The following is an 18,217-nucleotide window of genomic DNA, read 5'->3' as shown; positions in this document are numbered from 1 at the left end:
GCTGACCACGGTGGTGGCGTCGGGGATGCCGTAGCCGAGCTTGCCCGGGCCGGACTTCCAGGCCGCGTCGTTGAAGGACCCGCCGCGCCAGGCCGTGCCCTGGTCCGACCCGTTGTCAAGGTACTTCCACGATGAGTTGAAAGGTATAATAGTCGTTTGGGCTACCAGGTGAAAGGTATACAATAAACAGGCAAGCAGGAGAGTATAAAATTTCATATCTAGGTAAATGTTTTTGTGGTGAGAATGGTCTTTTGGGGATATGATAAAGTGAGGGCACTGCTTTGGGGAAGAAACGGGCTACAAGGCAAGCGTGTGTGCAGCTACGGCAGGGTAGTAGCCCGCACTTTCATGTGTATGAACAGTACAGGCTTTCGTCGGATGAAATATTCCTAAGGTATATGGGGTACTAAAGTTTTTGTTGCACTATATGGATATATGAATTGCCTATGATGGTATAAACTAAGTAAAAGTCAAATAAAACTTTGTTAAAGCTTTACCTTGCAATAGGCCAAAGTCAGATGCAGGCAGAGGTTACTATCTCGGAAGCATTCATTGCTCTGTGTCAAGCTATTGGAAATGATCTTTGAATATACCATACATACCTGCTCCTTAACCATAAATCTCGATCCGAAGTCCCGGCACTTACGTGTTTTCATATTGCATTACTTGATCTACCATAAATTGTGTGGTGTCGATACAATCCGCTAAGAGCACTTCCCTTTTTTCCTTGAATTTTTTGGAGTTTGACCTGTCTTGCAGAATTTCTATAGCTTGGGCAATGGCGTTTTGCTGCCCCTGGTCAGTTTCTTTAAAATTAAACACAAGGCCGTATTTATGCTCCTCGTCGTCGGTATAGCCTCTTCCGTCATTGTCCATAAAAATGGAGGGCGTACCCAATACTGCCGCTTCTGAGGCCATGGTGGCGCTTTCCCCGAAAAGAAGGCTGCTGTAATAAATGGCATCATGCATCATGTCGAATGGGATTTTTATGCGGTAAGCCTCCAGGTCGTCTGGCAACTCGCCCTCCGAAGTGATAAATACCCTTGCGTATCGGGCCATCAACTCGACGGCCCTGCGCTTGTTTGCCAGGGTCATGCCTGTATGCCCGTAGTCATGGGCCGCGGCCCAGGAAACAAACCGAACGATCACATACGGCTCATGTTGCGATAAGCCAAGTCGGAGCAGAATATCAGGATTTGGGGTAAAGTAATTGGGATGGAGGTATGCCAACTCCATATAGCCGTTAAAGCGCACGTGCTTGGGGCCTAAGTCGAGGCGGTAGCACGAGGGGGTATACACTTTGGTGGCGAAGGGCACTGTAAGGATATGGTGCAGGCTGGCGTGCTCGGTGTCGCTGAAAACGAGAGAGGTTTTGCCCAGCAAGCGCGCCACCTGAGAAGGGTATGGGTGCAGGAAGTTAAGGTATACGTCAGGCTTGAACTGTTGGGAAATCTGAAGCAATCTCAAATCAGCATAAAGCAGATACAGAAACTTGCCGACTTTGCTGCTCTTGCCCCTGCCTCGGCCTTGATACGCTATGCCGTACAGGCTTAACAACCGGTGCGCCATTTCTTTGTCACGGGCAACGAACGCAATGTCGTGCCCTTCGCGGTGCATTATTCTGGCGAAGTTCCGGAAATAATGGACGTGGGCGGGATGGTTGATATCGACTAAAACCTTCATGGTGGCATCGGTTAGTTGCTTGTGGAGAAACTTGTTTGAGCAGTATAGGTGTGCAGCCATACTACACATAAAGGTATGGCACCTCGCTAGGCTGTGTATTTGAGCTGGTTTAAAAACCTGTGCTTCAGAAACTCTCTTATAATCCTGCCTTCTTCCTTCGTGACGAGCGGATCGGCGGAGAATTTCTGCCGCAGGCCATAAAACAGGAATAGATAGGCTTCCTCAAATTTCCTGTCCAGCATGAGTTTGGCGGATTTCAGAAAGAACATGTATACAGGGTAATCCCTGTTCTGGTAACTGGCGGCCTCTCTCCGTATCCCATGGCGCACTCCTCCCTCCGCATGGCGCGTCTGGGTGGGGTATAGGTGCAGTATGGGCTGCTCGAAAAACTTTTCGGTCACATATCCATGGTGCCTGGCCAATATGTCGTCAACGCCATCCCACCCCTTGAAAGGCTTCAATCCCCCCATCGCTTCCAGGCAGGCCTTTCGATAGAACTTGTTGGGCCCCTGTGTGTGCCATTTATGTTTTGACTCTACCTTTTTTTCGCCGTTAGACAGCACATAGGTAGCCCCGCTGGCAATACCCAATAGCGGATAGCTGGTAAATTTTGATAAGATAAAGCCAAGGTAGTCCGAACGCTCAATGACCAGGTCGGCATCCAGTTTCAGAACGACGTCCCAGGTTACGCCAAGCGCATTGGCGCGGGTCAGCCCAAAGTTAAAGACGTCTATCACGTTCTTGCCGGTTGCCCTGCTGTCGGCCTTGCGCTCCATAACGCAGTAATGCATATACCCCTGGTTCTGGCAATACTGCTGCACAATCTGTGGGGAAGTGTCATCTGAGCTATCATCTACCAGTATCCAGGCCGTGGGCTTTACCGTTTGCGAGCTAATGGATTCGATGGTCTTGGCGATGGATTTTTCCTCATTTTTGAACGGAGTGATGATTAACAGTTTCATGCGGCGCGATTAAGTTAAAAGTGCTATGAGGGTATTAATGAGCTGGGAAATAGGTGCAGACCTGGCAGAACCTAAGCGAGGCCAACGCCACACTTTGGCGTTTATACCCGTCTCAGAGCCTGGTATAGCCACTTAGGCTAGCATAAGCTGGGGCTTGCCTGGATAGCGCGCAAAACCCGTCAGGCTACTTCTGTAATTGATACTGAAGGGCCTCTTCCGGCTCCTCCACTGCATTTACTCTGGCATGCAAGCCTATTACATACCCAGCCATCATCCCAAAAGGATACATGAACTGCACCCGATACAGCACGTCTACCCAAAACAGGCCATAGATGAAGACAAACACGGATCCCAGAAACACTCTGGTCAGCAATAGTTCATCTTTCTGAAGCATGCCGTATTTGTTCTTGAGCAGGCTCCGCGATACCCATATCATTCTGGCAATCAGGAAGCTGAAAAGCACTATGCCCAGCAGGCCGGTTTCAGCCACCAGAATGTCGATGCTGTGCCGAATGGTATAGAAATCATAATACTGACCGTCCTGCCCGAGGGGGCTTTTGTTTGCATTGCCAATACCCATACCCAGAAAAAGGGTGTCGTTATTAGAGAGCAACGAGAAGCTGTGCACAATGGAATCGATCCTGGAAAGCCGGCCTCCCCCTGACTCGCTTTGCACATAGTCTATCAAATAAGTAAGTGTGATGGGCTCGCCATAGCCAAGGAGGGTATAGGTATAATTAAAGCCGACCAAGAGGAGGGTAGCCAGACCACCCAGCAGCAAAAATCTGGAAAGGCTGAACTTATAGACAAACGCCAGGTAAAGCAGCACAATGAAGATTACGATCAGCATGCCTTTTGCCTCGGCCAGAATTGGAGGCACCACCAGCAAACAGGCGAGCACTATGTACAGGGGCCTTTTCTCCTCGACGAACTTGATCAGAAAGTAAAGCAGCGCAATGCCTATGACCAGTGACATCAGGTTGGAAGCTATGCCCCCCATGGTGCCGGAGATAATGTCGTAGAGCAGCTGCCTGTCGTTCACGATCTGTATGTCTGACAGGTTGAAAAACTGATACACGGCAACCGGCACCTGAAAAAGCACCAACAGCATCAGCCAGTTAAACTCCCTTTTCAGCGAATATCCGTTTGAGGCAAGCAAGTATGCGATTAGGAGTAGCGGAAAGAAGGAAAAGTAATAGCGGATGCCAGAGACCCATACAAGTGGGTCAGCCTTTACGGCCATAAACACCATAAACTCGAATACGCAAAATACGGCCACAGCCACCGTCGACGCCATTATGAACCTGTTTCTGGGATAGAGCAGCAGCAGCCTGAGGAGCACCAGGAATTGAAAAACCTCAACAACCATAATGGAGAACTTAGGGAACAGGTTCAGGTTCATATCCACCTTCCCGAGATAATTGCTCCCTTCCACCACCCAGTTGAGCGTAAGGGCAAGCAACAAAATCAGAGCAACATAGTTTTTGTAAAATCTCATACCGGCGATGCTTAGAAATACTTGTAAGTCAGGAAGCGGTCAGGTAACTGCCAGAGGGCAAAAGCGACTCAAACAGTGCGCTGTACTGTTGCATGATGTTGTCTTCATGAAACTCCCCGGCCCTGCCTACCTGTCCTTCCTTCGCCAGCGGATGGTCCAGGGCGTAACAGATTTTGCGCGCCAGATCATCTTCGTCCCCAACCTTGGCCAGGTAGCCAAACTCCCCCTCGTTGATGATCTCTGCTGGTCCGTAATCGCAGTCGGTGGTCACTACGGTTATACCTGTTGCCAGGGCTTCTACCACCACGTTCCCGAATCCCTCATAATCAGAGGATAGCACAAAGAGGTCTGCCTTTGCCACCCACGAGACAGGGTGCAGCTGGAAGCCCACCATGGCTACGTGATCCTGCAACCCGCGCATGTTTATCTCGTCCTGCAACACGTCCCGAAGCGGGCCTTCGCCCACAATGAGCAGCTTCACTTGCCGCGTTTCCAGCACCTTTTCCACTGCGCGTATAAGCAACATGTGGTTTTTGGCTATAGATAGTCGGGCCACATTGATGAGCACAGGCACCTGTTTCTTTAAAATCCAGGGATGGGTTACGGCATCGGCCTGGTGCTGTAGCAGTTTGTTGGTAAAGGCAGGGTTATAGATGGTCCGGACGCGCTGACGTGGGATACGGGCAGTGGAGGATAGGTTGTCGGCCAGCCCTCTGGAGACGGCCACGACGCAATCGGCAAACCTGTAGAAAAGCGGGATAGCCAGGAAGGTGAGTTTTGACACCGTCAGCCTGTTGTCTTTAAACAAGGATGCCGTGTTGTTCCGCTCAGAAATAATAATTTTCGTCTTTGAGTGTGAAAGGCGCTTGCAGAGCACAGCGAATATGTTCAGTGGGGGAGTAGCCGTGAACAGCACATCAAACTTCTCGCGCTGCAGGATCTCCGTGAAAGACCGGAAGAGATCGGTTTTATTTGCGCTTCTAAAAGGTATGACCCTGACTTTTTGGTCCAGTAGTTTCAGGTACTCGCCCTCCTGCCGCATCAGCACGACACTTACGTCATGGCCTGCGTTTGTAAGGTACTCCGCGCAGTTCAGGATCATGCGCTGGATCCCGCCCTGGTTCAGTCTTCGATAGAAAAAAGCTATTTTCATATGCGTTAAGTTGAGGGTGCCTGTTCAAAATGGCCGCCTTTTAATTCGGCAGACATGGTCAGCCAACGGCTCTTGGCAGACCGGTAGGCGTTTTTGAATGCGATGTATAGCCTGATGCCGCCGTAGGGTACCCGGTTGAGGATGTAGAGATAGCGCCACTTCTTCTTGGAAAGGACAGTAAACCTGGTTTGCTGCTCGATGGCTACACTTTTGGCCTGCGGCGAGCCCAGGGCATAGCGTATGGCGGCATGTATGGCTTTGCTGGCGATAAACTCATTCCTGTAAAAATTCCCGCTCTCGTAAAAATCAAACCATGACTCTTTACAAGTGTCAAGTTTGCCTTTCCGGAAAAACACAGTGCTGTAGATGTGGTTGTAGGTCACCAGTACCTTGGGCGTGAAGGCGGCCTTGTGCTTCACCGCGATTTTAGCCCACGTGTAATCATCTTCGCCACCGATCATGCCCACAGGAAAGCCGCCGACACTTTCAAGCGCATTCTTCTGCACCACTGTGGCAGAGGTGCGCATGATATGGTGCTGTAGCCTGACCTTAAAGAAATCGTGGAGGATGCCCTGTGGGAGGCTGGTGCAGGCATACTGATGTTTTGTAGTTTTGACGATGCGATAGGCAGACCCATACATGCCGCAAGCGGGATATGCTTCAATCAGTTTCGCCATCTCTGTCAGATAATTGGGCTCCCACAGATCATCTGCATCCAGAAAAGCGACAAGGGGGTGACTTGACTTGCTGACCCCAAAATTACGGGCATCCGAAACGCCCCCGTTTTTCTTCGAATAGACCGTGAGCCTATGATCTGAGAGAGACTGCGCCGCGGCTAAGCTCCTGTCGGTGGAGCCATCGTTCACCACGATCACTTCAAATGCGGGATACGTCTGCCCTAAAGCAGACGCGATGGATTCCGCAACTTGCTCTTCCTTGTTGTATAGAGGGATAATTACGCTGAATGAGATGTTTTCAGGATTCATGCTGCAGTTGGGTAAGCACATAATTATACTTTTCTACTTGCTTAGTTGCCACTCGGCTCAGGTATCTGGACTGAAGCGTTTCTCCTGAGATCCTTGCCAGCGCGTAGGCCAGCTTCAGGAGGCGGGGGGTGCTGCCAACCTGTGATGCCAGCGCTTCGATCTCAGGGTGCCTCTTCAGGATTGATCTTGTCCAGCTTTCCTTCGAAAGTATTTTCACCTGGTTGTTGTAATAATGTATATAGTCCGTAACAAAGGTTCCGCGGGGGTTAAACATGCTCCAGTCTATGAGCTTCGTTTGCTGGTCGAGCAGTACCATGTTGTCTATGTGCAGGTCTCCGTGGCTACTGGTCTGGGGCAGGTACACGGTGTTTAGTTCCTCTTCGGCCTTGCGCAGCAAACGCAGGCACATGCCTTTGTGGCCAAGGTGGCGCAAGCGGCAAAAGTCCAGGCCTTCTGCCACGGTCCGCCATTGGTTGGGCTGCTCAAGCGCTTGCCGCAGTTTGGCCGCGATAAAAGCATCCGCAATCTCTACACTGACTGGTGAAATAGGCTCTCCCCGCTGCATGGCAAATCCGAAAAGCTGCGGCTCAATCGCCAACACCTGGTTTTCCCAGAACTTCGCTTGCATGGCGCCGCTGTTGCCGCTCAGTTCCGCTGCCTTATGGTTGGCCCCATACGGCGTGAACACCTTGTAGGTCCGGTTGCCCACGTGATAGATCAGCGTCGGCCTTCTCAGCATTTTCCACCCTTTTCTCAGGAGTTCCTGCATCATCTTTTCTTTAATTGGATAAACGCCAGCTTAAACTCGCCAATCAAGTACAGGCTGTAGGCCAGCAGGCCAGCGGTGCCCGCAAAAAGAATATTGAAGATTGGCTTTAAATCGAGCATTTTGATGCAATAAATAATGCTAAACATGATAGCTGCCGCAAACAGGGGAGGCTTCAGCGCCTCAAACACCTCCTTATTGGTCACCTGAATGTATTTTTTCATAAAGTAGTGGTAGCTTATCCGGGAGGTGGTGTAATGGATGCACACCGCAAAAGCGACGCCCACCAAGCCAAAATGCTTCATACCCAGATAAATAAGCGGGACTGCCACCACGAATGTGTTGAGCAGGTTCAGGTAAAAGCCGACAGAGGGCTTGCCGATGCCCTTCAGGACTTCAGCAGGCGTGCCGGATATGGCGAAAATCATGGACGCCACTGATAGAATCTGCAATGGCGCAACGGCCTCGAGCCACTTCTCCCCAAAGAAAACAAGTATGAGGTCCTCTGCCAGGCCAATGGAAATGATGGATACCGGAAAAGTGAGGATAGCGGTCAACTTCATTATTTTCAGGTAGTAATTTTTTATTTGCTCCCTGTCGTCCTGCACCTTGCTGTAAATCGGAAAAAAAACCTTGTTAAAGATAGAGTAGAGTTGGGCCCGAAGCACTTCACTCAGCGTGAATGCCAGGGTATACACACCCAGCACGTGCGCACTCATAAGTTTTCCGATAATCAGGTAATCCAGGTTGTGTCTGAAGTAGAAAAGGATGCTGTTGATTTGGGTGTAGGTGCTGTAGCCTGCCATCTGAACCAAGAGCTCGCGCCTAAACACAAATCGGGGCTTCCACCCTATATTCAGCCAGTAAGAGGCGGATACCGTAACCGCGCTGACCAGATACTTCATCACTAAACTCCACACCCCGAACCCTGACAGGGCAAGCACGACCGCAATCACAGAGCTCACTGCGGTTCCGCTAATGGAGATCCGCACGAGTTTTTTAAAATTCAGCTGCCGGGTCAGGATTACCCTCGGAACGATGTCAGAAATACTGAAGAACAAATAGATGCTCAGGGCGTTGAGTATGGGGATTAGTTTCGGCTCGTTGTAAAAGCTGGCACCCAGCGGGGAGAGGAACACGAAAAAGCTAATGACGAAGCCTGTCGCCAGCGCGAGCAGCAGCCAAAAAGCCGTTGCGTACCGGTCGTCTGTCTGGGCATCCTGTTTTTTTTGCACCAGGGCATTAAACAGGCCCATATCCGATACCACACCTAGGAAACCGATGATGACCATGGCCATGCCCACTACCCCAAAGGCCTCTGGCAGCAGCAAGCGGGCAAGTACCAGCTTGACCAGAAAGTCGGTGCCACGCGTGGCAAACACGCTTAACGAATTCCATTTCAGACCGGAAAGGATTTGTGATTTTACACTCGCGACAGCCATAAGTACGGGGAGGTTAGGGTAGGGGTGATGTTAAAAGGGCGGCATGCACTTTTGCATTCTTGTATATCTCCGAAATGATCTGATCTCTGGCCTCTGCAATCGTCAGGGAAGCAGTGTCGATTGGGATGTAATGGCCAGCTGAAACCGTTTCGGCCACTTTGCGAAACTTGATAACCTCTTTTTTGCTCCGCTCTAGTGTGCTTTCATTCGGCTTTCTATTTACCAGCACTTCAGGGTCTGCATACAGGAAGAACACCAGATCGGGTTTTGGAAGAATGGCCCGGTAAAGCTGTGTCAACCTTGAGTTGCGCAGGAGGATGGAGCCGGGGAACCTGTCGATCAACACGATGGCGTACTTCGCCTTCAGCTGCACAGGTAGGATCCGTAACATAAACTCGGCAGGTAACACGACCAAGTTTCTGAAGAGGTTTAGCAGCTTGCTAAACGGTTTCCTGCTCACTTTGGCTTGGTAAAGGCGTTTTGTCAGGGGAGAGGTCCAGCCATTTTCCCCCATACCCAAATACAGTTTCCGTGTCTTGAGATTAATCTTTTTTCCCACGGCTTCTATCAGTGTCGTTTTCCCTGCCCCGTCAGTGCCTATGAACAGTATCTTCAGTCCGAAGCCGTAATTGAACCTGGGTTTCTTTCTCACCATGCGCAGGTGCTGCTGTTCGAAGTAGGGGCGCAGGAGACGCTGTAGTTCATCAACCCCGTCGGGGAAAAAGTGGAGTGCCCAATCGTGCAGGTCTTCCAAGAGCTTGTTGTCCTGCGGACTCACCTCGTGCTGGTATGTCTTGAGGTAGAAGGTGAGATAGTTTCTGTGTTTCTCCTCAAGCTTTCCGCGCTCTTTAAAGGCAAGGTGCGCGGCATATAAAAGCAGCGCGTCAAGGCCACTGGGCCTGTATACCCCCTTGCCGTTACGGATAACGCGTCCCATGGCGCTGTCTGCCGCAAGGTAAGTGCAGCATTTGTCTTTTGCTTTTGCAAATGTAAGCCCGTACTTCACATCCAGGAAAACTGCCAGGTCTGGAGAGTAGTAAAAATGATGGTTGAAGTGGTGTGGCGGCTCTTTGCGCAAAAACCACCCCGTCTGCTGCAGGATTTGCTCGAAGTCGTACTGACAATCGGGGTGCACATACAGATCGACATCCCGTGCGTCAAAATCGGCCTCGAAGTCAGTCAGTAGAAAATACCTGATATGCTGCTTATCCAGTATGTGTACCAAAGCCGATAAATGTTCATCCATGGGAGTTTTGGCACTTGTAGTAGGTATAAGGACTGGTTTGAGATGGTTTTGTTCACTCGGTGGTTCATCCCGGACAGATTGCTCTGGGGGGGTATGGAAATAGCCGGATGTGTTGCGGTTGCGATAGACCATAAGGGAGTTGTATAAAAGGTAATTTAATGGGGTTTCACAGACTGGCTTGCGGGGGCGGCAACCTTTACCAACCTCGATTTTTCCATCTCGGCATATAGGGTATACCCCAAGGCGGGCAGCGCTACCACCGCGTACTGGTTTTTGACTGCCACGATTGTGCCCTCCTGATCGATAAATGACCCTGAACTTATCTTGACTGTATCGTTCACAGCAAAAGGAGTCTTGCCGAGGCGCACGTGGCTGTACTCGTTCAGGAAGTTCCGGATAAGTTCGATCTCCTGATCCCGGATTGCCGCAGGCTTCCCCTGCCAGTACACCAGATTAATGACTCCTTTTGTTTTCTTTACTAGGCCCAATTGTCCTTCCAGAGCCAGCACGAATACATAGGAGGTGAACAACGGCACATATATCGTCTTTTTCCTGTCGCTCCACTGGTGCACCGTTTTGGTAAGTGGGCAATAAGTGATGAACTGCTGTGAGGATAGACTTTCAGCGACTTTCTTCTCCCAATGGGGCTTGGTGTATACTGCGTACCATTTTTTATCCATTTCCTGTGCGCTTTTGTACTGTCTGACAAATGAATGCGGCTTCGCCTTCCTTAGTCACATACCGCGACCGGGAGAAAAGACTTTATGAGATAATTTTACTGCATGCTGCTTTCCAGTCTTGTATCGGTGCCGGAAACGTATGCCTCTTATTCAGTTAAAGGGGTGGGGTAGGGTTTTAGCCTACCCCCATGGCACGTCTTCATGCTATGGGTCACATTTCAGGCCATGTCCCCAAATTGGAGAGCGGAGTATGCTAAGCCAGGTTTCGGGATTTGTAGGTTTTATCGTTATACCTGCCGTCGTTGTCGAAACCATACCCGTATCCATACTGCCCTTTTACAAAGCCCCTGGGCTTAACGCCATTGAAAACGATGGCAACATTCGGTATCGAATTGATCCGGTTGCCCTGCGACAGCCGCTGTACAAGGTTTTTCGGGGTATAGGCGTGGCGTAATACCAGTAAAGTCATGTCGCAGTACTCAGACAGCAGATAGGCGTCCGACACAAGCTCAATGGGGGCTGTATCGACCACGATATAGTCAAAATGTTGCTCCAGGTAACCAAACAGTTGGTTGAGTTTGCCATTGAGCAGCAGTTCGGTATGGTCTCCCACGTTTGTGCCTGCCGGAATCATGTACAGGTTCTCGAAACTAGTCTGTGTCACGATGTCTGCCGCCTTAATTTCGGTGCTTAAGAAGTCTATCAGGCCTCGTTGCTTGTATAGATCGAACTGCAGAGACGTTCTGGGGTTTCTCATGTCAAAGTCGAGCAGGATGACCTTTTTGCCCGAGGAAGACAAGCTATAGGCCAGATTGGTACTCACATAGCTTTTTCCCTCACCCGGAATATTGGAGGTGACCATGATTTTCTTTTTGGAGAAGGTTCGCCCGTAGAGGCCGAGTGTAGCCCGCAGCTGCCTGAACTGCTCGATAACCGACGTTTCGGAGGGCGGCCCGAATAACTTGTCTTTGTCTTGTTTTACAAAAGACAGCTCAGCGGCAATGGGCAATTTGCAGTACTCCGTGATCTCTGACCTGAACAACAGTTTACTGTTCATGAGCTCTTTGCTGACGATGAAGATGAAACCCGTGGCGCAGGAAAGTACCAGGGCAATCAGGTAAATGTAAAGCGGCTTCGGGAATGCAGGCATCACAGATGCCTCCGCCATATCCACGATCCGCACATCGCCCGCGCTTGGGGCGTAAGAGAGCACAGTTTCCTCCCGTTTCTGGAGCAGAAAGCCGTAAGCGTCGTTTTTGATAGCCTGCTGCCTGTTCAGCTCAAACAACTCCCGTTCTTTCTGTGGGATGTTCTGCAGCGCAACAGTATAAAAATTGCTCGTGGCAGTCAAATTAGATCTGCTAGCCAGCAGGTTAACCCGCTGGTTGTTGATGTTCTCCAGAAGACTTGGCCGGATACTCTCCACCTCATCGGTAATAGAGACCAGCATGGGGTTGTTTTCGGCGGTGGTTTTTCTCAATTTCTGATGCCGTATTTCAGAGTCGTACAGCTTTTGCAGCAGTTGCAGCAACACAGGGTCGTTTATACCCAATGTAGAGGGCACGATGCCAGCAGTCTTGTTTTTGGAGACAACATATTTCTCTACTTTGTCCAGCACGGCGAGCTGCGAGTTGATCTCGGCAATTTTCCGGTCGTTGTCGCCCACGCTTTTCAGAAATATCCGGCTTTGCTCGCTCAGGTCTACAGCACTATTGCTGGACTTGTATTCCACCACCTTGTTTTCCAGGTCCTCCAACTCCGACTCCACAAGTTTGATGCGGTTCTCCACAAAGTCGAGCGTGTTTGCGGCCAGCTTGTTGCGCTCAGATATTGCCACCTGTGTGTAGGTTTTGATCAGGGTGTTTAGGATGTCCTCTCCGCGCTTCGGCACGTAGTCTTTTATTCTGAGGTCTACCACGGTCGACAGCTTGCTTGATGCCTCAATGGTCACTTCATCTAATAGCTGGTTGGTAACCACCTTGGTGTCTAGTATAGAGAAGTAAAAGGGATTGTCGGAGGATGCGCTCTTGTTTTTGTTTTTCGAAAATGACAGCTCCCCGTAAGGGGTTTTCAGCCACTTGTTCAATTTATACTCTTTGCCCTCTATAAACACGCGCTTTTTATCCTTGTTATAAGTAAAATAGACCTTTAAGTGTTCTTTGGCCTCCTCTGGCTTCCGCAGTTTTACAGTGATCGGTGAAGTGGAATAGGCCGGTATCGCCTTGAATTCATCTTCCTCGAATACAGGTGCATAGAGCTTCAGCTTATCGACGACCTGGCTCATCAGCGCATTCGAGTGAATCACGTTTATCTCGTTCTCCACTATTTTATTGGAGGTAAAGGCGTCGATAGACTCCGTCATTTTAGAGTCATTCACCCCCTTCCTTTCGTCCTTGATCAGCAGCGAGGCAGATACCTCATACATGGGTAAAGCGTAGATGTTGATGTATGCCCACGCCCCAGCCATCGAGACCGCCAACAAGAGCACGAAGAGAGGCCAGAAAGGGAAGTACCTATACATGAGAGAACCGAACAAATTGTCTTCAGAGTGTGCCATAACTTCTAGGGGATTAGCGTTCGTGAATTATCTGGTTAACCGGTCAATAGAGATCACTAGTACTGATATTCCGCTGAAAATTACAGGCAGCCATTGCTTGGCGCTTCCGGCGCTCTGGATCTTTGTTTTGTTTGGCTCGACATAGACAATGTCGCCTGACTTCAGGTAATAGTATGGAGAGGTAAATAAGTTTTCATTCGTCAAGTCTATCCGGATGAGCTTTTTCTTGCCTTGCTCTTCCCTGATAAGCAGCACGTTGTCGCGGTTTGCATAAATCGTCAGGTCCCCGGCTAACCCAAGAGCCTCCAGCAACGTGATTTTTTCATTGGGAATCGTGAGCACCGAGGGGCGCTGTACTTCGCCTAGCACAGATACCTTGTAGTTCAGGTACCTGATGTCTATGATAGGGTCCATGAGAAGCTTCCTGTATGTAAACTGCGCTCTCAGTTCATCACGCAGTTCCATTTTCGTCAGGCCGGCAGCTGTTACATTCCCCAGAAAGGGGATCTGTATGTTGCCGTCCTGATCTACCAGATAGCCCACAGCCTGGGAGATGGTGCTTGTCGCGTTTGAGCCGCGGGTCGTGTTTACATTGAGCACATTGAAAATCTCCGTCGCTTCCGGATTAAGGCTACTCACAGTGATACTTAGTAAATCATTCCGTTGAATGAGGGGTTCTATACGTTGATCGTCATTCAAAAACTCCGTATTCTGGATGTTGTTGAAGTATACCGCATTTCTTCTGTTTGTGCAAGATGCAAGGATGGTTATACTTGCAAAAACTACAAATGTTAATTTAGATATGCTGTTATTCATAACCAAAAAAGTCTAGGGTGTAAAGAAAACCTCAATTCATAATATTATAAAAATTATAAAATTAACGCAAATTGTTTTACGCCAATGTGTATATTTTGTTTAAAGTAAAACTATTATAATTGAAAATAAATCATTGATATATACATAATTACACATAAGTATTCCTTTTCAGTCTCTGTTGCCAATTCCTGTTTGCCGCATTGCTATAACACAATGATATAGAGTCATCGCACAAGTTGTTTACAAATGGTTTAGAACAGTTTCTACATGGTATCGTTACTTAAAGTTTGAGTCTGCTGTATTAAATAAGTTATAATTAAGTTTGTTTTATATATGGTTAGCTTCCCGTCGCTAATTTCGATACCTCTACATATATAGTGTTTGCTCTCTGTTTCCGACTGGATACTCTTTTGATGGCTTCATCACCGAGGCGGGCTTTCAGTTGCGCCAGGTACAGGCTACGAGGCGCGGCTTCGGTGCGAGACAGGGTTTTAAAGCCATTGCCGACAAATTGCTGGGCCTGGCCTCCGACCATCCAGTTGGTGTATCCTGGCGGGCTTTCACAGGTCATGCCCTTGGCCGAGGTGCTCACACAGTTCCAAAGCATGGTTTGGGCTCCGGCCCAACCGTGGCCGCTTCCGCTGCTTTTGCGGTTCCTTACCCGGAGGTTGCCCCCTTTAATGTTATCGAACAAAGTGCCTGTCGCCCATTTCAGGTGTGGGCCGATATCAGAGGTGGCTCCCTCTGCATAGCTGTCTAAAAACACATTCGGCCCGCTCACCTTAGACCCCGTCACGTAGTCGTGCCGGCCCCCCAGGGTATAGCAGCGCTGAATCAGGTTGAAGCTGCCCGATTGTATAAAGAAGGAATACTTGCGTCTGCCTTTTGTCTTTGCCATGGGCTCCAGCATGGCACAGTCCTCAATGGTGTTGAAAGCCGAAGCCTTATCTATCGTTACTGCAGAGGAGCCAAAATACTGAGACGTCACCTCTCTGACCCAGCAGTTTTCGGCCATGGCCAGCTTTATCCCATACCAGGCGTGCTCTTCATCCTCCTCATGGTCATACTCCGACACAAGCCTGATCTTTTCTATACCAGAGTTTTTTGTCTGCCTGTTGCACACAACACGATAGATTCTTCCACCGCCCTCTACTTGTTTCACAGGGTCTACAACCGGGATGTTCACTGTGATGTGTTGCCCTTCAACAGCAGTAACAATGCGTTCATGGCCTATATAATAAGACTCTGGGTCCCAGCCGTATTTTTCCATTTTGAGATGCCGTACCCACCATTTGTTGGGTGTTTTCTGGATCAGGATCGTGTCGCCGGCATGGTATGCGGCGGTGCTTTCCACTGCAAACCTGATCGCGCCCGTGGGCACATATGCTGATATGATCGGGGTAACTGACTGTTTTTGAATGGACGGATCGGCTGAGTCGTCACCCAAGTTAATGAGTGTGTGCCTCGATCTTTTTGTAGCAATCAGAACCGTGCCATCGTGGCCCTGTCCCTCGCCAGCCAGCACTACTCCAGCGCTGGTTATGTTCAGGCTTCCTCCTATATGGTATGTGCCTGTTTTCAGCAGCACTTTCCCCCTGAACCCATTCGCATTCAGCGGCATGCTGCTTACCTGATCAATGGCTTCCTGTATCCGCTCCCGGTTGTTGCCTTCCTTTGGCTCCAGTGTTACTGTTGCGGCGAGGTCGGGTATGGCCACACCACCTCCTTTATATCCTGCGTAGGAAAAATCTGGAAGCATGTTTATTACCTCAACCTCACCCTCATTGGCATATAAACCATAACTAAGCCCGGACTGGCCCAGCTGCTTCACCAATTCTTTTTGCCGAAGATCGGGGTTGTGATGGTAAAGCACAGGCTCCTTAGTTTGACCGGAAGTCATCTTAAGGAAAACAATGGTGATGGTAATGATTGCCAGTATAGCTTTGCTCATAGTGAAACGCGCATCATCAAATTCTCAACAATTGTATGGGTTAGGGGCTTTCAGAAGGCGCTCCGGTGTGTTTTGCTACCGAAAATGGTAAGCCAGATAATTTTCACATCAAGCCCCAGTGACCAGTTTTCCATATACCAGATGTCGTGTTTGGTACGCTGGCTTTTCTGCTCTTTTGTCTCTGTGGGTCCGCGCCAGCCGTTTACCTGGGCCCAGCCCGTGATGCCCGGCTTGAAATAATGCCGGATCATGTATTTGTCTTCGCTTGCCTGCATTTGCTGGTTGAGGTAGCTGCGATGCGGCCTTGGCCCAACCACGCTCATATTTCCCAACAGCACATTTATAAACTGTGGCAGCTCATCCAGACTGTATTTTCGGAGCAGGCTCCCTATTCTGGTCACGCGAGGGTCGTTCATTTGCGTAGACAAGATCCCGTCTTTTGCGCCGTCATTTTTATACATGCTCCTGAACTTAAAGACTCGGAACGCCTTGTTAGCTTTGCCAATACGAATGGGGCAGTAGAATACCGGACCGGGGGAATCAAGCTTTATACTGATCGCTATGCCAATAAAGACTGGCAGCAGCAATACCAAGGCAAGTAGGGAGAAGGTAAAGTCAAAGCTGTTTTTCAGAAAGGACGCCAACGAGCCGTCAAGGGGCAACTGTCTTACATTTACCGCCTCCAGGTGCCCAAAGCGTTTTGTTTTGCTGTATTTGCCAAACAGGTTTATGTAATCGGGCACATACTTTACCCGAACTCCAAAATAATCGGCTGCAATCAGGATATCGCGAATTTTTTTGGAGGGTTTTGCCGGAAGGGCTATGACGATCTCGTCTACAGCGTTTTCTTGCAGGTATTTGTGGATGTCACTCAGATCACCTACTACCTGGTCCTGTCGCACAAGGCACTCCTCTCGCTTACAACGGATATAGCCTTTGATGTGGCGGTTTCGGAGTTCGTGCTCCACATTGGCGGCCTGGTTGCCGACACCGGCGATAAGTGTGCTTTTTTTGCCGTTGAACTGGCGGGCTACCTGCACTGCCACTAGGTTAACAGGGATGCCCAACAATGGCAAGCCAAACACAAAAGCCACGTTCAGGTTAAAATCAGGGAGCGAGGCAGGAGAAACAAAATAGAGTAGAAACGCGAGGCACACTAAGATTAAATATGTAATAACCAGATTGATGGCCTTGTGACTAATGCTTTTGTACCACCTGTCACTGTTTCGGTCTTTCCAGAAACGCAACAAGTACATCACAAGTAGGAAGTCGGCAGTGAGAACCCAGTCTGTATTATCGATTACTTTATACTCTATTATATATAGAGACACCAGAATTATAAGCGCCAGTAGGGTGATGTATCTTCTGGAAACAATAGCAGGTAACTTTTGCGGTACATTGATCATAATTTATACTTTAATCGATTATAAAAAATAACAGATAAGTACTTTTTGTCATCTTATGAGTAGGATGGCCTGTAATGGTGGTAGAGTCTTGGAGATTGTGGGCACGTTTACGCCTAGGACTGTTCCATTCTAAAGGTAAGCCAGGCAGGTGTTCCATTTTTATGCAGTCTATTCCCTCCCTAAAGATTGGTGAAATATTCAAGTAGTCCAGTTGTAGATTTAAAAATTAATATAAATTAACTTCAGCCTTACGAGAGCTGATTAATTAAGTGTTTTGTTATCAATGTAGATGGCGCTATGGCTGTTTGACCCAACACATTGGGGTGGAGAAATGCAGGCATTCGCTGCACAAGGATAATGATAAAATGGGCTAAGTACGCAGTTGAAAGATGTAGAATTAGTTTGTTTCGTATAATGTAGGCATAAACAATTTTAGCGTAAATGTATGTTCGTAAATGCTAATTATCAGTATGTTACACCTAAGGAATTACCCTGGGAATAGTTTTTTAAAAACTATTTTGTTTAGTTATTAAATACAAACAGGCCAGTTATATTCGGGCTTTTTGTTAAGCTAGCATTAAGTTAAAGTTATCGTAATGTTTCTGAATATACTATGTAACTGTACGATTAGATGTTAAAATTTAAATTTTGTTAGGGAACAGAAGCGAAAGTAATGTGAATGCGACAATATACATGTTGAATTGTATCTATGACATAAAAGATATATGTTTTTGAAGATTTATACATAAAGTTTGGAAAAAGCAATCAGTAAAATCAACATGGTATCCCATATCCCAATCTCCGAACTTTATTTATAAGATATTGATAGTTAATAATTTAAAAAACAAATACTATGAATAATTGATTTAACATCGATTTGTAAATCAAATAATTGTGAGACGGTGCGAAAGTGGGCCTTAGCTGTTTAAGTTCAAGTTTCCCTGACCAGGTGTAAGTTGAAAAGAAACCGTTCAGGTGCAATGTTACTTTATACTACCTCGGCAAAATCAGACCACAAGTTAAGTTTAAGAGTAATAACCTAAAAAGTGGAAAGATGAAAAAAGTAAGGAG

General features: G+C 48.4%; 14 protein-coding genes. All 14 read right to left on the bottom strand.

What is annotated here, in order from left to right; genetic code table 11:
* Positions 1 to 216: hypothetical protein (locus MKJ04_RS04685; RefSeq protein WP_241639786.1), on the bottom strand; the 216-nt coding region annotated here is incomplete at its 3' end.
* 426 nt (positions 217 to 642) lie between these two features.
* Positions 643 to 1,743 carry a DUF354 domain-containing protein gene (locus tag MKJ04_RS04680; RefSeq protein ID WP_317246703.1) on the bottom strand — a complete coding sequence of 367 codons (1,101 nt, stop codon included), beginning with the start codon at positions 1,741 to 1,743 and terminating at the stop codon, positions 643 to 645.
* Positions 1,744 to 1,769: 26 nt separating this feature from the next.
* Positions 1,770 to 2,645 carry a glycosyltransferase family 2 protein gene (locus tag MKJ04_RS04675; protein ID WP_241639785.1) on the bottom strand — a complete coding sequence of 292 codons (876 nt, stop codon included), beginning with the start codon at positions 2,643 to 2,645 and terminating at the stop codon, positions 1,770 to 1,772.
* A 184-nt stretch (positions 2,646 to 2,829) separates the two neighbouring features.
* Positions 2,830 to 4,143 (bottom strand): hypothetical protein, encoded by a 1,314-nt coding sequence (locus MKJ04_RS04670; RefSeq protein WP_241639784.1) that lies wholly within the window; start codon positions 4,141 to 4,143, stop codon positions 2,830 to 2,832.
* Positions 4,144 to 4,171: 28 nt separating this feature from the next.
* On the bottom strand, positions 4,172 to 5,296 hold the full coding sequence (locus tag MKJ04_RS04665) for a glycosyltransferase (protein ID WP_241639783.1): 1,125 nt from the start codon (positions 5,294 to 5,296) through the stop codon (positions 4,172 to 4,174).
* A 5-nt stretch (positions 5,297 to 5,301) separates the two neighbouring features.
* Positions 5,302 to 6,282 (bottom strand): glycosyltransferase family 2 protein, encoded by a 981-nt coding sequence (locus MKJ04_RS04660; protein ID WP_241639782.1) that lies wholly within the window; start codon positions 6,280 to 6,282, stop codon positions 5,302 to 5,304.
* Positions 6,272 to 7,054: a hypothetical protein gene (locus MKJ04_RS04655; protein WP_241639781.1), complete on the bottom strand. Its 783-nt coding sequence runs from the start codon at positions 7,052 to 7,054 to the stop codon at positions 6,272 to 6,274. The genes MKJ04_RS04660 and MKJ04_RS04655 overlap by 11 nt, the downstream gene beginning before the upstream one ends.
* Positions 7,051 to 8,490 carry a lipopolysaccharide biosynthesis protein gene (locus MKJ04_RS04650; protein ID WP_241639780.1) on the bottom strand — a complete coding sequence of 480 codons (1,440 nt, stop codon included), beginning with the start codon at positions 8,488 to 8,490 and terminating at the stop codon, positions 7,051 to 7,053. The genes MKJ04_RS04655 and MKJ04_RS04650 overlap by 4 nt, the downstream gene beginning before the upstream one ends.
* Before the next feature lie 13 nt (positions 8,491 to 8,503).
* Positions 8,504 to 9,736 carry a hypothetical protein gene (locus tag MKJ04_RS04645; protein ID WP_241639779.1) on the bottom strand — a complete coding sequence of 411 codons (1,233 nt, stop codon included), beginning with the start codon at positions 9,734 to 9,736 and terminating at the stop codon, positions 8,504 to 8,506.
* Between the two features lie 155 nt (positions 9,737 to 9,891).
* On the bottom strand, positions 9,892 to 10,416 hold the full coding sequence (locus MKJ04_RS04640) for a transcription termination/antitermination protein NusG (protein ID WP_241639777.1): 525 nt from the start codon (positions 10,414 to 10,416) through the stop codon (positions 9,892 to 9,894).
* Between the two features lie 253 nt (positions 10,417 to 10,669).
* Positions 10,670 to 12,973, bottom strand: coding sequence for a GumC family protein (locus MKJ04_RS04635; RefSeq protein ID WP_241639775.1), 2,304 nt, complete (start codon positions 12,971 to 12,973; stop codon positions 10,670 to 10,672).
* A gap of 27 nt (positions 12,974 to 13,000) precedes the next feature.
* Positions 13,001 to 13,672: a polysaccharide biosynthesis/export family protein gene (locus MKJ04_RS04630; protein ID WP_245402603.1), complete on the bottom strand. Its 672-nt coding sequence runs from the start codon at positions 13,670 to 13,672 to the stop codon at positions 13,001 to 13,003.
* A gap of 454 nt (positions 13,673 to 14,126) precedes the next feature.
* Complete coding sequence (locus tag MKJ04_RS04625) at positions 14,127 to 15,740, bottom strand: hypothetical protein (RefSeq protein WP_241639771.1); 1,614 nt, start codon at positions 15,738 to 15,740, stop codon at positions 14,127 to 14,129.
* A gap of 50 nt (positions 15,741 to 15,790) precedes the next feature.
* Positions 15,791 to 17,146 carry an exopolysaccharide biosynthesis polyprenyl glycosylphosphotransferase gene (locus MKJ04_RS04620; protein ID WP_241639769.1) on the bottom strand — a complete coding sequence of 452 codons (1,356 nt, stop codon included), beginning with the start codon at positions 17,144 to 17,146 and terminating at the stop codon, positions 15,791 to 15,793.
* Positions 17,147 to 18,217: the final 1,071 nt, after the last annotated feature.

It is taken from the genome of Pontibacter sp. E15-1 (assembly GCF_022601975.1).
Classification (GTDB): Bacteria; Bacteroidota; Bacteroidia; order Cytophagales; family Hymenobacteraceae; genus Pontibacter.
This window is presented reverse-complemented; position numbering and strand designations above follow the sequence as displayed.